Raw genomic sequence first — 14,498 nt, forward strand, 5'->3', positions numbered from 1 at the left:
CCGTCGGCTGGACGGCGCCCCCTGCTGCGCCGAACCGGCGGAATGACGGTCGGCTAGCGTATGTGGGCGTGAGCCAACGCGCGGAACCGAGCAATGCCGATCCACTCGCGCCCTTGGTTGAGCTGCCTGGCGTGGCCGAGTCCTGCGACGAGGCCAGGGCGGCGCTGGGACGGGCGCACCGGCATCGATTCAACCTGCGGGGCTGGCCGCAGACTGCCGGTGAAGCCGCGATGCGGGCGGCTCGGGCCTCGGCTGTGCTCGACGGTGGATCCATCCAGTTGGCGGCCGACGGCCAACCCGATCCGGTGACCGCCGGCGCGATCCGGGTGGCTGAGGCGCTTGAGGGCGGGGCGACGACACTGGTCGGGGTGTGGCAACGGGCGCCGTTGCAGGCGCTGGCCCGCCTGCATGCGCTGGCCGCCGCGGACCTCACCGACGAAGAACACCTGGGCCGGCCGCGGACGGACTCCGCCGTCGGGCGCCGGTTGGAGCTGCTCGCCGAAATCCTGACCGGTGGCTCGCGGGTGCCCGCGCCCATCCTCGCGGCCGTCGCCCACGGCGAACTGTTGACTTTAGAGCCGTTCGGCACCGCCGACGGAGTGGTGGCCCGCGGGTTGTCACGACTGGTGACCATCGCCAGCGGCTTGGATCCGCACGGCCTCGGTGTGCCCGAGGTGCACTGGATGAAGAAGTCGGGCGATTACCGTGCTGCCGCACGGGGATTCGCCTCGGGAACTCCCGATGGACTGACCGCATGGCTGCTGCTGAGTTCTGAAGCTCTGCATGCCGGCGCGCGGGAGGCGCTGCAGATCGCTCAGTCTGCCGCGGGTTGAGGGCTTCTCAACAATCTCTCCGACAATGTAAAGCTCTCCGACAATGTAAAGCGGGCGGCGTTCCGAACTATGTTCGGCGCGCCGCCCGCTAGCACGGATCCGGTTACCAAGCGTGCAGTATAGGTCGCGTGGGTGGCCTCGGCGTTCTTGTGATGCGCTGCGAATGCAACCTCACCCAAGAGGCCGTCGTATCCGTCCGCTTCTCGCAATTACGCAGGCCCGCAACACTTTTGCCTATTCCGCGGCGTGTGCTCCGCGTGGGTGCCGGGACCCGTGCTAGGGAGCCTGGTTCAGGAGATTTAGCCTTCTCTTCTGGCTATACCTTGGCCTCTCCAAGCTTCCGTGGTTCCTTTGTACTACGTGACCACAGTCACAGCAAGGCCCAAATTGAGCGAGTTTTCCGATCGTTACGACAAGACGTCGGTTATCGCCTGCGCTAGCTCAAAAAGCGAAGCGCCGCAACAGTGAATACGTCAGCGCGCCGGCCGCCAGCGCACTCATTCCGACCGCCGCGGTGGTGGCCACTGCGGCGCCCGACGGAGCGGGGATGCGGTCGCGCAGCGACACCGGCTTGGTGAACGTCAGCACCGGCCAGCCACGTCCGGCGGCTTCCTTGCGCAAGGCTCGGTCAGGATTGACCACGGTGGGGTGACCGACAGACTCGAGCATCGGGATGTCGGTCACCGAATCGGAGTACGCATAGCAGTGGTCGAGCGCATAGCCCTCGCGCGCCGCGAGTGCCCGGATCGCCTCGACCTTGCCCTCGCCATAGCAGTAGAAGGCGATCTCGCCGGTGTAGCGGCCATCCTCGACAACCATCCTGGTGGCCATCGCGTGGGTGGCGCCCAGTGCGCGCGCGATCGGCGCGACGACCTCCTCGCCGGAGGTCGACACCACGACGACGTCGCGCCCGCAGAGCTTGTGGTCGGCGATCAGCTCGGCGGCTTCGGCGAAAACCAACGGGTCGACGATGTCGTGCAGCGTTTCCCCGACGATCGACTTGACCTGTTCGACGTCCCAGCCCGTGCACATGTTGGTGACGTACGAGCGCATGCGGTCCATCTGGTCGTGGTCAGCACCCGACATCAGGTAGAGGAATTGGGCATAGGTCGATTTGAGGACGGCACGACGGTTCAACAGACCTTGATCGAAGAAAGGTTTGCTGAAAGCGAGCGTGCTGGACTTGGCGATCACCGTCTTGTCGAGGTCGAAGAAGGCCGCGGTGCGCACCGGGCGATCATCGTTCGACCCGGCTTGCGATGCGATCGACTCCCCGGCAGTCGGATCGGGTGCACTCACACGCGCCAGCATAGAGCCGGTGCCCGAAACCCTCCGGCCAAGCTGACAAACCGGCCGTTCACGGCACCTTTCGAGCCGAACCCTCTCACAGGTTGCAAGTTGTTAACTCGCAGCCGGATCTCTTGCGCGTTTTGGCAGTTCCGTGTGTATAGTGAGCATTACTCGGCTTATGCCGGGGTGTATCAGCCCGACCCCCCGGGGCTGATACACGACGACCTCCGCCTCCTCCCCCCCTGGCGGGGGTCGTCTCTTTTTGCGGAAGAATTCCTGCTTTTTGCGGCAGCGGGTGAGTTATCCCCAATCCCTTGTTGATCCACATTTTGCGGTTCGGTGCTGGCGGCTACACGACTTCGGCCAGAGGCTTGAGCCATGGCCAATTCGACGAACGCGGTGCTCGCGCTGATCGGCGATCCGGTGCTGCGCGATGAAGCTGCTCGAGTTGCCGCGGCCGCCGGGGTTTCGCTCGTTCACGTCGCCGAACCGTCCAGTCGCAAGGCGTGGATGGCGGCGGCGGCCGTGGTGCTCGATGTCGGCGCCGCGGTGCGCTGTGCGCAGCGGACCCTGCCGCGACGCGACCGGGTGACGCTGGTGAGCCCCGGCCAACCGCAGCCCGCGGACTGGCAGGCGGCGATCTCGGTTGGCGCGCAACAGGTGCTGACACTGCCGGCGCAGGATGCCGAATTGGTGGCCGTGCTGTCGGCCGCAGCAGTGGCCGATGACGGCAGCCGCGGGCCGGTCGTGGCTGTGGTCGGAGCCCGTGGCGGTGCGGGTGCCTCGGTCTTCGCCGCGGCACTGGCACAGACGGCCGCGGACTCTGGCCGCGCATTACTGGTCGACACCGATCCGTGGAGTGGGGGCATCGATCTGGTGATGGGCACCGAAGACGTGCCGGGCCTGCGGTGGCCGGACCTGGCCCTGCAGAGCGGCCGGCTGAGTTTCCCGGCGCTGTGTGACGCCCTGCCGCACCGGAATCTGGTCAGCGTATTGTCCAGTGGCCAAACGGGTGTCGATGTCGAAGCCGGTCCGCTCGCGGCGGTGATCGACGCCGGCTGCCGCGCAGGTGCGACCGTGGTCTGCGACGTACCGCGACGCTGCACCGTCGCGGTGGAGACCGCGCTGGACGCAGCCGATCTTGTCGTGCTCGTGACGCCTGCCGATGTGCGGTCCTGTGCCGCGGCAGCCGCGGCGCGTCCATGGCTGCTGGCGTGCAATCCCAACGCCGGTGTGGTGGTGCGTGGTCCGGCGCCGGGCGGGTTGCGATCGGCCGAGGTCGCGCGCATCGTCGGGCTGCCGTTGTTGGCCGCCATGCGGCCGCACCCCGGCATCACCGAGCTCCTCGAACGGGGCGGTCTGCGGATGCGTCGGCGTACACCGTTGATGTCGGCATCCCGTCGGGTATTGACCGTGTTGGCTTCGCATCCGGCGGGCGCGGTGGCATGACTGCATCGCTGATCGAACGGGTACGTGAGCGGTTGGCGACCGAGGCTGCACCGCTGACTCCCGGTGTGGTGGCCGCGGCAATCCGGGCCGAGTCCGGTGGGCTGCTTGGTGATACCGAGGTGCTGAGCAGCCTGCGGGTGTTGCAGACCGAACTGACCGGTGCGGGCGTGCTCGAACCACTGCTGGCGGCCGACGGCACCACCGATGTGCTCGTGACCGCGCCGGACGCGGTGTGGGTAGATGATGGTAACGGCTTGCGTCGCAGTGTTATCCGATTCGCCGACGAGGCCGCGGTGCGTAGGCTGGCGCAACGATTGGCTCTGCTGGCCGGGCGCCGCCTCGACGAGGCGCAGCCGTGGGTCGACGGTCAGCTCAGCGGACCGGGCGGGATCACGGTGCGGTTACATGCGGTACTACCGCCGGTGTCGGCCGGCGGCACCTGCCTGTCCCTGCGGGTGTTGCGGCCGGCCACTCAGGATCTCGACGCACTCACCGCATGCGGCGCGATCGCGGCAGACGGCGCAGAGTTGTTGCGCGGGATCGTCGGCGCCCGCCTGGCGTTCCTCATCTCCGGCGGAACAGGTTGCGGGAAAACGACATTGCTGTCTGCCCTGCTCGGTGCGGTGGCCGTTGAGGAAAGGATCGTCTGTGTCGAGGACGCCGCCGAACTTGCTCCGCCGCACCCCCACCTCGTGAAGCTCGTGGCCCGCGGTGCCAATATCGAAGGGATCGGTGAGATCACGGTGCGCGATCTGGTGCGGCAGGCACTGCGGATGCGGCCGGACCGGATCGTTGTCGGCGAGGTGCGTGGCGCTGAGGTCGTCGATCTGCTTGGTGCCCTCAACACCGGTCACGATGGTGGTGCCGGCACCGTGCACGCAAACAATCCCGCCGAGGTCCCGGCCCGGTTGGAGGCGCTCGGTGGGCTCGGCGGCCTGGGGCCTGCCGCGCTGCGCAGTCAGCTGGCTGCTGCCGTGCAGGTCCTGCTCCACGTCGGGCGGGATCGGGGCGGTCGGCGCCGGCTGTGCGAGATCGCTGTGCTGCAACGCCGCGTCGATGGCACTCTCGACGTGCTGACCGCGTGGCATGCCGACACCGGATCCGGTACCGGTGCACACCTTTTGAATCGGATGCTCGCCGAGCGGGGTGCGTCGTGACCACCGCCGCGTTGGCCCTCGCAGTGGCGTTGCTGGTGTGGCCCACGGCGCCGCGGCGGCTGCGTGAGCTGCCACACCCACCGCGGCGGCGGCCGTGGGCATTGGTGGTCCCGGTGCTGTTGGGGCTCGCGTGGCTGGTTCCGATTCCGGTTGGGGTGTCGGCGGGAACGATCGTCGGAACCGTGATGCTGCGGCATCGTCGACGCACGATGCGGGACCTGCGGATGGCCGAATCCGTTGCCCTGCAGTCGGCGCTGGAGGTACTCGTCGGCGAGCTCCGCATTGGAGCGCATCCGATGGGCGCGTTTACTGTTGCAGCAGAAGAGGTTTCAGGTCGAGTGGCCGATGGTATGCGCGCCGTGGCGGCCCGGGCCCGGCTAGGTGCCGATGTCGCGGCGGGGCTCGATGATGTCGCCGCGGGGTCGTCGCTGCCGATGCACTGGCAACGGCTCGCGGCGTGTTGGCGGCTTGCCGAAACACACGGTCTGGCCGTCGCCACGCTGATGCAGACCGCCGGTCAGGACATCGTCGAACGGGAGCGCTTTGCGGCGCGCGTCACCGCTGCGTTGGCCGGTGCACGCACCACCGCGGCCATGCTGGCCGGGTTGCCGGTAATCGGTATCGCGCTCGGGCAGTTGATCGGTGCGCAGCCCATTGCGTTCCTGTTGGCCCCCGGGATGGGCGGATGGCTGCTTGTCGGCGGTGTGCTGCTGGCATGCGCCGGCTTGGCGTGGTCGGATCGGATCGTGGCGGGAGTTCTGAAATGACCTTGGCGGCAGTGCTTCTAGCGGTTGCCCTGCTGGTGTCGACGGATCGGTCCGCGCGGCGGCTACGGACTCAACCGGCGGGTGCCGCGGTGCAGACACCACAGCGCCCATCGGCTGACGATCCGTTAGCCGCGGCGTCGACGTTCGAGTTGTTCGCTGCCTGTCTGGCTTCGGGAATGACCGTATCGGGCGCGGCCGCGGCCACCGCGCCGTCGGCGCCAGAGCCGTTGGCGGGGTTGCTCACCCGTTCCGCCGATCTGCTGGCGTTGGGGGCCGACCCGGCGACGGCATGGCCGAATGACGCTGGGCTGCAGGATCGCAACGCCGAAGCCTTGCTGAGGCTTGCCCGTAGGTCGGCCTCCTCGGGGACGGCGTTGGCCCGTGGCGTGGCCGAGCTGGCCGACCAGGCACGGCATGAAGCCGCCGCGGCGGCCGAGGCTGCGGCCGAACGGGCCGGCGTGCTGATCGCCGGGCCGCTGGGGCTGTGCTATCTGCCGGCCTTTCTGTGCCTGGGAATCATTCCCGTGGTGGCGGGTCTTGTGGGAGACGTTCTGAATTCGGGTTTGTGGTGACATCGGTACATAACGGGAGGAAAGATCATGGCGGGAAACGTGATTGCGCGTATCCGGATGCAGTTGACCTTGTTGGCGGTAGACGAGTCCGGCATGTCGACGGTCGAATATGCCATCGGGACCGTAGCCGCGGCGGCGTTCGGTGCCATTCTGTACACGGTGGTCACCGGGGATTCGATCGTGACGGCGCTGACCAACATCATCAGCCGCGCGCTCAGTACCAAGGTCTAGGTGATCGCGGTGCCGTCACTGTCGAGGCGGCTTTTGCGACAGCTGCGCTCGTGGTGGTCCTTTCACTGTGTCTGGCCGGGCTCAGCGCTGTGTCGATGCAGGTGCGGTGTGTCGACGCGGCGCGGGAGGCGGTCCGGCTTGCGGCCCGTGGCGATGACCGGCCGGCCGCCGAGGTGGCCCAGCGCATTGCACCACGACAAGCGGTGGTGCAGTTGCGCCGCGAAGGCGCTCTGGTGGTGGCCAGGGTCAGCGTGTCAGCCGCACTGCCGGGGCTCACCGTTTCGGCCGAGGCCGCCGCGGCGACCGAGCCCGGGGTGCGGTGAGACTGGTTCGGCCAGTGTGCTGGCCGCCGCGATGATCGGTGTGCTCGTCACATTCGCAGTGGCCGGTGCATGTCTGGGTGCCGCGGTGATCGCACGTCACCGAGCCCAGGCCGCAGCGGATCTCGGCGCGCTCGCCGTGGCGGGGGCGCTGGCCGCTGGTCCACAGGCGGCGTGTGCGAAGGCGGGCACGGTCGCGTCGGCGATGCGCGTCACGGTGGCGCAGTGCCGCGTGGACGACCTCGATGTGGTGCTCACGGTGCACGCAGAAGTCAGGCTCGGCCGCTGGGGCATCGGCCCGGCGAGTGCGGCCGCCCGTGCGGGCCCGGCAGGCGATGGATCGCTGCCGCTACGGTGAGGCGTGTGCTGAGGGTATGCGGACTCCGCAAGGTTTTCGGGGCTGGTGCTGCTGGGACGGTGGCGCTCGACGACGTCGAGTTGGCGGTGCCGACCGGTGCTTTCGCGAGCGTGCTCGGGCCGTCGGGCTCGGGCAAGACCACGCTGCTGCGATGTATCGCCGGTTTCGAGCGGCCCGACGCGGGCACGATCACGCTGGCAGGCCGCGAGCTGGTCACGCCGACCATCCACCTGCGGCCCCACGCCAGGGCAGTGGGGATCGTCCCGCAGGAAGGGGCGCTGTTCCCGCATCTGTCCGTGGCCGACAACATCGGCTTCGGCCTGAACGGACTGCCCCGGCGGGCACGTCGGGCCCGCGTTGAGGAGCTGCTTGAGATGGTCGGGCTGCCCGCGCTGGGGGAGCGCCGGCCCGACCAACTCTCCGGTGGCCAACAACAGCGGGTCGCGTTGGCCCGTGCACTGGCACCTGAACCGGAGTTGGTGCTCCTCGACGAGCCGTTCTCGGCGCTCGATGCGCAGTTGCGGGTCGAGCTTCGGGAGGAGGTCCGCGACCTGCTTCGGGCCACCGGGGCAACGACATTGCTTGTGACGCACGATCAAGCCGAGGCTCTGTCCCTGTCGGACCACCTGGTTGTCATGCGCGATGGCCGAGTGGTCGCCGCCGGAGAGCCCCGCACGGTCTACGACCATCCGGTGGACACGGAACTCGGCGGTTTTCTCGGCGAGGCGGTCGTGGTTCCCGGCCGGATCAACCGCGATGCAGACGGCGTCCATGCGACGTGTGCCCTCGGCCGGTTGCCGGTAGCCTCCTGGGGCGGCGGCGACGTGTGCGATGTGCTGGTTCGTCCCGAACAGATCGGACTGCGGGTGCGTACCGGTGCCGGCGCGTCCGCTGCGGTGATCGGCACCGTCCGCTCGACGTTGTACTTCGGTCACGACGCGTTGCTGCGCGTCACCGTGCCCGGGGTGTCGCAACCCGTGCCCGTGCGGGTGCCGGGACGGCAGCGCTACCGCGTCGGTGACCAGGCCGAACTCGACATCAGGGGCCCGGTGAGTGCGTATCCTCCGGCAGTTTACTGAGGTTCGCCTACCCTAATCTGTTAGGTTGGGGTTCGTTCGGTACTTGCCGAGCGTTCGATGATCTTCGCTGCAGAAGGGATCGCGCTGCCATGACCTTCCGACGCCTCCCCCGCGCGGGTGCCGTGCTGGCCTCGTTTGTGCTGACCGTGACCCTCGCCGCCTGCGGTGGCGGGCCGTCCGGCGGATCGCAGAATCAGGGTGACGTCACCCTGACCGTCTACAGCGATCAGCACGCTGACCTCGTCAAGGGATTGACCGAGGAATACACCAAGCAGACCGGCGTCAAGTTCAACATTCAAAACGACGCTTCCTTCGGTCAGATCCAGGCCGAGGGCGCTGCCACCAAGGCCGACGTGTTCCTCTCCGAAGATCCGGCGCCCGTGGCCGAACTCGGCGCGGCCGGACTCCTGAACCCCGTCGAACCCGCGACTCTCGCTCAGGTGCGCCCCGGCCTGAGTTCGGGCAAGGGACTGTGGGTCGCCTACGCGGCACGCGCCCGGGTGCTCTACTACAACCCCCGCGAGATCAGCGTCGATCAGCTGCCCAAGACGCTGAACGACATCATTGCGCCGCCGTACAAGGGAAAGTTCGCCTGGGCCCCATCGGGGGCGTTCGTGGCGACCACCCAGTACCTCATCTCCACCAATGGCGAACCCGCCACGCGGACCTTCCTCGAAGGCATCAAGGCCAACGGCGTCAATGAGCACAAGAACGGCAACGTCCGTGACACCGTCGAAGCCGGTAAACACGCCATGGGACTGTCGAATCACTACTACTGGTGGGTCCTGGCGAACGAGAAGGGCGGCCCGGACAAGCTGACCTCGAAGATCTACCACTTCCCCGAAGTGGATCCGGGCAACCTCATCCTGTCTTCCGGTGCGGGCGTGCTGAAGTCGAGCAAGAACGCCGAGGCGGCCCAGAAATTCCTGGCCTGGCTGACCTCGAAGGACGGGGGACAGCACCTCATCGCCACCGCGCCCGCCGACGTGTCCGAGGCCCAATATCCAGTCGCACCAGGCGTTTCCAGTTCTATCGCCGGTGATCTCGGTGAAATCCAGTCACCGCCTTTCGATATGGACCAGCTGGCCAACTCGTCGCAGGCCGAGGACCTGCTTAAGCAACTCGGTATGTCCGGCGGATGATTTCCGGTCGGTATCGGGCCCGTCCGACGGCGGCTGCGCTGTGCGCGGCCGCCGTCGGTGTCATCTCGCTCGTACCCGTTGGCTATCTGTTTCTCACCGGAATCTCGTTGGCGGACATCGCCGAACAGTTCCGCTATCCGGCGACGGCCGCTGCGTTGTGGCAGACGATCGGCCTGACGTTGTTGATCTGCGCGTTGACCGCCGTGCTCGGGGTCGTCTGTGCGTTGCTCGTGGTTCGCACAACCCTGCCGTATCCCCGGCTCTTCACCGTGGTGTTCGCGATGCCGTTGGCTGTGCCGGGATTCGTCGCCGCCTACGCCGCGTACTCCACCGAACTCACGTACGCCCCGAGGCTGGGGTTCGTGACCAGCTTCGGCGGTGCGGCGCTGGTGATCGCCCTGACGTTGTATCCGTATGTGTTCCTGCCCGCCGTCATTGCGTTGCGCAACATCGACCCGGCACTGGAAGAGGTTGTCGCGAGCCTGCGGCGGCGTCGGAGCGCCGTGCTGGTCGAGGTCATCCTGCCGGGTCTGCGCCCGGCGCTCGCTGTGGGTCTGCTGATCGTCGCCCTGCACGTGCTGGCCGAGTACGGTGCCATGGTCCAGCTCGGCCGCAGCACCCTGACCACCAAGATCATGGCCGAGATGATCGACTATGCCGACTACCGGTCGGCGCGCTCGCTGTCGCTGGTCCTGATGGCACTGGCGGCGGCCGTGCTGCTGTTCACTCAGATCCTCAACGGGCACAACCGAAGTGGCGACGTCGCGCGCGGCGTCGCGCGGCCCCCGCGGCGCATTTCCCTCGGATGGGTACGCGTACCCGCGGTGATACTCAGTCTTGCCGTGCTGTTGGCCGCGGTGGGGCCCACGGTGTACATGACGGTGCGTGGCCTGACGGTCTCCGGCCGGACGGTCCGGGTGGACTGGGGAGTGGTCGGCACCGCGGTGGGCACCACGCTGAGCTACGCCGTCGCCGCCGCACTGGTAGCGACCGTGATCGCTCTTCCGGTCAGCTGGTCGGTGGTGCGCAGGCCCGGGTTGGCCGCCACGTTGAGTGAGCGTGCGGTCTGGCTCGCGCATGCCATCCCGAGCGCCATCCTGGCGTTGGCGCTGGTGTACCTGGCCATCCGGCTCGTTCCGGCCGTCTACAAAACTCCGGTGGTGCTGATCGCCGCATACGTGGTGCTGTTCGTGCCGCTGGCCGTCGCCAACCAGCGCGTCGGACTCGACGCCGCGCGCCGCACCTACGACGACGTTGCGGCGTCCCTCGGCGCCACACCCGGCCGAGCGTTCGTGCGGGTTACGTTGCCACTGGCCATGCCTGGGTTCATCGCGGGGGCACTCTTGGTCGCGTTGGACGCCAGCAAGGAACTCACCACCACGCTGATCCTGATCCCGTTCAATGCCCACACCCTCTCGACTGAGCTGTGGGCCACCACAAACGGAGAATCACTGGACTTCAGCGCTGCCGCTCCGTACGCGGGCATGTTGGTGCTGCTCGGTATCCCTCCGGTCTACTTTCTCGTCCGGAACACGTTGCGCCACACCAATACGACGCCGAATACGCACATCCTCGAAAATCGGTTGCTCGAAACCGCTTCTTAGCTAATCTCATCGAGGTCGGCGGCGGCGAGCTCGGATTCGGTCGGTAGTCGCAATGCCACCAGACCGGCGAAGGTGCCCGGTTCGAGCTCGATTCGGTTGATGGTCAGGTGGATCGGAAGCCAGCCGCCATCAACCCTGCGCATCCGTAGCACCGCGGAGGCCATGCCGCCGGCGAATTCGATTGTCATTGCGGCCATGTGGCGGGCATCTGCGGGGTGTACCCGCGAGGTCCCGCCGTCGCGGCTGCGCCAATCGATGAAAGGTGCCGGTTCATCAAGCCACTTCAACAACTTCCAGTTCTTGAGGTCGATCAGCGCTCTGTGCACGCCCGGACGGGCGAGCCCGTCGAGGATGCGTTGTGCCAGGTAGTCGGCGGCGATCGCCTGGCCGTCACGTTCGCTGCGCCAGTTCATCGCGCGGCAGATCAAGTGCTCTGTGCCGTCGTCCTCGGATTCGTATGCCACGCGAGACACAAACCCGACGGTGATCGGCTCGCCCCGGAAATCGGTGACATCCCACGTGGTGCAGAGGGTGTTGCCGGGCTCCGGTTTTATTGTCATCGACAACACTTTTGTTTCGCTGGCGTTGAGATCCCTTGTGGGCAGGTCGTCGGCAAACGCCCGACCATGGGTGACCTCGGTGTCGGGATTCATCCCGCTGTTGCGGATGGATTCCGCGGTATCGGTGGCGACTGCGGTCGTAAGGTCCCATTTCAGCGGACCGGGGATGGGTCGTTCAGGTGGCTCGACGTCGACTGGACCGATCCAGACGTGTACGCCGTGGATCCGTCCGTCGGACATCCTCACCAGCTCGGTGCGGATCACGCGATCGTTCTTCGAGGTGATGGTGCTGAGGCCTTGACCTGCACGCATGGTCTCCCCGATCGCGCTCTGGATCGCTGTCAGGTTGGGGTTGCGGCGCAGGAACACACTGATCGGAACGAGGTTCTTCGTCTGAGAACCTCTGGCGACCACGGCGGGTTCGCTGCCCAGTGTCTCCACGAGCAGCCAGTCGTGGGTCATGGCGGGCATTTTACCGATGGGTGGTTTGCGCATCGTTGTCGCCACAGCAACGACGAAATCTGTTGCGATCGGCCCCGCGGCACCGTCATGTATGACCTATGAACAGGCAGTCAGGTTGCGAACATGAGTGGATTCAAGTAATTTGCCACTGCACCCGAGCCTGGGATTGAGAACGGATCGCGTTGTCCGACCGTTCGTTGCAAAGTCTGTGTGTTTCGGCGTGCCCGCCCGGGTAAAGAGTTGTCGATCCGTGCAGTCGACTGTCGAGGGGTCGGTCGTCGTCACGGTTCGGATCACTCAGGCACTATTCAGCGCGCCGAGCACCAGGCGAAGTACCCGCACCGCGCCGGCTTTGTCGAGCGGATCGTTACCGTTGCCGCACTTCGGTGATTGGACGCAGGACGGACAACCGTGCGGGCACTCACATGCCTCGATCGCCGCGGCCGTCGCGCCCCACCAGGTGCTCAACTGGCGGAAGCCGCGGTCGGCGAATCCCGCCCCGCCCGGATAGCCGTCGTAGACGAAGATCGCGGGCAGTCCGGCAACACCGGCCGGACCCACCGGCGTTGACACTCCACCGATGTCGCCGCGGTCGCAACTGGCCACCAGCGGCAGTAGGCCGATCGCGGCATGTTCGGCGGCATGAAGTGCCCCCGGCGTCGCCAACGCATCAATACCGTTGCGCTCCAATGCGTCCGGTGTGATTGTGCACATCACCGCCATGGTTTCCAAGGTGCTTGTGGGCATGTCGAGTTCGATGAAATCGATCACCTCGCCGTCGATCCCCCGCCGGAGATAGCCGACCACGCTGTTGCTCACCGATACCGGCACGAGCCCCACCGTCACCGGACCGTATGTGCTCCGTTCGCCGGGGCCGGTGACGGCAATGTCGGTGACCTCCCGGGCGTAGGTACGGTAAGCGGGGTCGGCGGCGTGCACGAATGCGATGCCGTCTTCGAAATCCAGCGAGTCGACCAGATAACTGTCGCCCTGGTGCAGATACACCGCGCCGGGATGTATCGACGAGGCCGCCTGACCGGCTCCGGTGCTGCCCAGCATCCGGCCGGTGTCGGCTTCCAGGATGGCGATCTGCCCGCCGATGGAGCCGCGGATGTCCACCGCGGGATGCGGATCGGCGCCGGGAGTGGGGAAGTAGCTGCCCGCCCGCCGGCGCAGCAAGCCATCGTCGATGAGCGCCGCAGCCACCGGTTCGGCGTCCCATCTGCGCACCTCGGCGTCGGTCAACGGGAGTTCGACTGCGGCGCACAGCAGTTGGGGCCCGAGCACGTAGGGGTTGGTCGGGTCGATGACCACCCGCTCGATCGGCCTGTCCAACAGCGCGCCCGGATGGTGCACGAGGTAGGTGTCCAGCGGGTCGTCGCGCGCGATCAACACGATCAGTGCGCCCTGCCCGCGCCGCCCGGAGCGCCCGGCCTGCTGCCAGAACGACGTGACCGTGCCGGGAAAGCCGGCCAGCACCACCGCGTCCAGGCCTGCGATGTCGATCCCGAGCTCGAGCGCGTTGGTGGTGGCCACCCCGCGCAGCCGTCCGTCGGCCAACGCGCGTTCCAATTCTCGCCGGTCCTCGGCGAGATAACCGGCCCGGTAGGACGCGACCCGCTCGGCCAGCTCCGGTGCGGTTTCTGCCAACCGAGCCCTGGCGCCCAGCGCGGTGAGCTCGGCGCCTCGGCGTGACCGTACGAAGGTGAGGGTGCGGGCACCCTCCTCGACCAGATCGGCCATCACCCGGGCGGCCTCGGCGCCGGCCGAGCGCCGCACCGGTGCGCCGTTCTCGCCCACCAGATCGGGCAGCAGCGCCGGTTCCCACAGGGCGATGGTGCGCGCCCCCTGAGGAGATGCGTCGTCGGCCACGGCTGCGACGGTTTGGCCGATCAGCTCGGCGGCGGTGTCGGCCGGTGCGGAGGTGGTGGCGCTGGCAAAGATCACCGTCGGAGTGGCGTCGCTGGGCGAGTACCGCTCGCACAGCCGCAGCAGCCGACGCAGCACCATCGCCACATTCGATCCGAAAATACCGCGGTAGTAATGACATTCGTCGACAACCACAAACTTCAGATTGCGCAGGAACACCGCCCAGCGGGCATGGTTGCGCAATAGCGACAGATGGATCATGTCCGGGTTGGAGAAGATCCACCGTGACCGTTCGCGGGCGAAGCGGCGCACCTCGGTGGGGCTGTCGCCGTCGTAGGACACCGGCGCGACATCCCGCAGTGCGGTGACGCTTTCGGTCAGGGTGTGCGCCGTACGCAGCTGGTCGTGGCCGAGCGCCTTCGTCGGGGACAGGTACAGCACGCGGGCCCGTGGATCTGTGGCCAAGGTGGACAGGATCGGCAGCTGGTACGCCAGTGACTTGCCTGACGCGGTGCCCGTCGAGATGACCACATGCCGGCCGTCGTGAGCCAATTGGGCCGCGGCGAGCTGGTGCGCCCACGGCGCGGTGATACCGCGATCATGGAACGCCCGCACCACATCTGGATCCGCCCAGGGCGGCCACTCCGCCGGGCGGCCCGGACGCGGCGGTAAGTCGGCGACGTGACGCAGGGGGTGCTCATCGGCGGGCGTGCCCTCGACCGCGCAGGCAAGGAGTTCCCGGCCAAACCCCTGTTGCTCCTCGCGTCCGCGGCCGAAATCCGACCCCCGATCCGACACCCCGTGA

Annotated in this window: 13 protein-coding genes and 1 pseudogene; 11 read left to right on the forward strand and 3 right to left on the reverse strand. The window is 67.3% G+C overall.

The window, feature by feature from the left end:
• Positions 1-68: 68 nt before the first annotated feature.
• On the forward strand, positions 69-833 hold the full coding sequence (locus B133_RS0119900; protein ID WP_018603554.1) for a hypothetical protein: 765 nt from the start codon (positions 69-71) through the stop codon (positions 831-833).
• A 441-nt stretch (positions 834-1,274) separates the two neighbouring features.
• Here the strand turns inward: B133_RS0119900 and B133_RS0119905 are convergent, their stop codons facing one another.
• Positions 1,275-2,144, reverse strand: a complete 870-nt coding sequence (locus B133_RS0119905) for an HAD-IB family hydrolase (RefSeq protein ID WP_018603556.1) — start codon at positions 2,142-2,144, stop codon at positions 1,275-1,277.
• Positions 2,145-2,501: 357 nt separating this feature from the next.
• On the opposite strand from B133_RS0119905, the gene ssd reads away from it, so the two are divergent.
• The 10 genes and pseudogenes from ssd (at position 2,502) to B133_RS0119955 (ending at position 10,802) form a co-directional block, all read left to right on the forward strand.
• Complete coding sequence (gene ssd, locus B133_RS0119910) at positions 2,502-3,572, forward strand: septum site-determining protein Ssd (protein ID WP_018603557.1); 1,071 nt, start codon at positions 2,502-2,504, stop codon at positions 3,570-3,572.
• The gene (locus tag B133_RS0119915) at positions 3,569-4,729 is read left to right on the forward strand and encodes a TadA family conjugal transfer-associated ATPase (RefSeq protein ID WP_018603559.1); all 1,161 of its coding nucleotides are present in this window, start codon (positions 3,569-3,571) and stop codon (positions 4,727-4,729) included. Before ssd ends, B133_RS0119915 begins: the two co-directional genes overlap by 4 nt.
• On the forward strand, positions 4,726-5,496 hold the full coding sequence (locus B133_RS0119920; protein ID WP_018603561.1) for a type II secretion system F family protein: 771 nt from the start codon (positions 4,726-4,728) through the stop codon (positions 5,494-5,496). The genes B133_RS0119915 and B133_RS0119920 overlap by 4 nt, the downstream gene beginning before the upstream one ends.
• On the forward strand, positions 5,493-6,068 hold the full coding sequence (locus B133_RS0119925) for a type II secretion system F family protein (RefSeq protein ID WP_018603562.1): 576 nt from the start codon (positions 5,493-5,495) through the stop codon (positions 6,066-6,068). The genes B133_RS0119920 and B133_RS0119925 overlap by 4 nt, the downstream gene beginning before the upstream one ends.
• 27 nt (positions 6,069-6,095) lie before the next feature.
• Positions 6,096-6,299 carry a DUF4244 domain-containing protein gene (locus B133_RS0119930; protein ID WP_018603563.1) on the forward strand — a complete coding sequence of 68 codons (204 nt, stop codon included), beginning with the start codon at positions 6,096-6,098 and terminating at the stop codon, positions 6,297-6,299.
• Positions 6,300-6,349: 50 nt separating this feature from the next.
• Positions 6,350-6,622 (forward strand): TadE family type IV pilus minor pilin, encoded by a 273-nt coding sequence (locus B133_RS0119935; protein ID WP_018603564.1) that lies wholly within the window; start codon positions 6,350-6,352, stop codon positions 6,620-6,622.
• Positions 6,623-6,632: 10 nt separating this feature from the next.
• A pseudogene (locus B133_RS0119940) lies at positions 6,633-6,977 on the forward strand (Rv3654c family TadE-like protein); the annotation flags it as partial.
• Positions 6,974-8,056 carry an ABC transporter ATP-binding protein gene (locus tag B133_RS0119945; RefSeq protein ID WP_369751471.1) on the forward strand — a complete coding sequence of 361 codons (1,083 nt, stop codon included), beginning with the start codon at positions 6,974-6,976 and terminating at the stop codon, positions 8,054-8,056. The pseudogene B133_RS0119940 and the gene B133_RS0119945, both read left to right, overlap by 4 nt.
• Before the next feature lie 89 nt (positions 8,057-8,145).
• Positions 8,146-9,198: an extracellular solute-binding protein gene (locus B133_RS0119950; RefSeq protein ID WP_018603569.1), complete on the forward strand. Its 1,053-nt coding sequence runs from the start codon at positions 8,146-8,148 to the stop codon at positions 9,196-9,198.
• Positions 9,195-10,802: an iron ABC transporter permease gene (locus B133_RS0119955; RefSeq protein WP_018603570.1), complete on the forward strand. Its 1,608-nt coding sequence runs from the start codon at positions 9,195-9,197 to the stop codon at positions 10,800-10,802. Before B133_RS0119950 ends, B133_RS0119955 begins: the two co-directional genes overlap by 4 nt.
• Here the strand turns inward: B133_RS0119955 and B133_RS0119960 are convergent.
• The gene (locus B133_RS0119960) at positions 10,799-11,824 is read right to left on the reverse strand and encodes a PAS domain-containing protein (protein WP_026256665.1); all 1,026 of its coding nucleotides are present in this window, start codon (positions 11,822-11,824) and stop codon (positions 10,799-10,801) included. The two genes, B133_RS0119955 and B133_RS0119960, sit on opposite strands and share 4 nt — an antisense overlap.
• Before the next feature lie 297 nt (positions 11,825-12,121).
• Positions 12,122-14,491, reverse strand: a complete 2,370-nt coding sequence (locus B133_RS0119965) for a DEAD/DEAH box helicase (protein ID WP_051088071.1) — start codon at positions 14,489-14,491, stop codon at positions 12,122-12,124.
• Positions 14,492-14,498: the final 7 nt, after the last annotated feature.

This window comes from Mycobacterium sp. 155, assembly GCF_000373905.1.
Lineage (GTDB): Bacteria > Actinomycetota > Actinomycetes > Mycobacteriales > Mycobacteriaceae > Mycobacterium.

What these genes read in the sequence shown, in the direction of transcription:
- B133_RS0119905 (WP_018603556.1), bottom strand. Translation starts at nt 2,144, where the DNA reads ATGCTGGCGCGTGTGAGTGCACCCGATCCGACTGCCGGGGAGTCGATC.
- ssd (WP_018603557.1), top strand. Translation starts at nt 2,502, where the DNA reads ATGGCCAATTCGACGAACGCGGTGCTCGCGCTGATCGGCGATCCGGTG.
- B133_RS0119915 (WP_018603559.1), top strand. Translation starts at nt 3,569, where the DNA reads ATGACTGCATCGCTGATCGAACGGGTACGTGAGCGGTTGGCGACCGAG.
- B133_RS0119925 (WP_018603562.1), top strand. Translation starts at nt 5,493, where the DNA reads ATGACCTTGGCGGCAGTGCTTCTAGCGGTTGCCCTGCTGGTGTCGACG.
- B133_RS0119930 (WP_018603563.1), top strand. Translation starts at nt 6,096, where the DNA reads ATGGCGGGAAACGTGATTGCGCGTATCCGGATGCAGTTGACCTTGTTG.
- B133_RS0119950 (WP_018603569.1), top strand. Translation starts at nt 8,146, where the DNA reads ATGACCTTCCGACGCCTCCCCCGCGCGGGTGCCGTGCTGGCCTCGTTT.
- B133_RS0119955 (WP_018603570.1), top strand. Translation starts at nt 9,195, where the DNA reads ATGATTTCCGGTCGGTATCGGGCCCGTCCGACGGCGGCTGCGCTGTGC.
- B133_RS0119960 (WP_026256665.1), bottom strand. Translation starts at nt 11,824, where the DNA reads ATGACCCACGACTGGCTGCTCGTGGAGACACTGGGCAGCGAACCCGCC.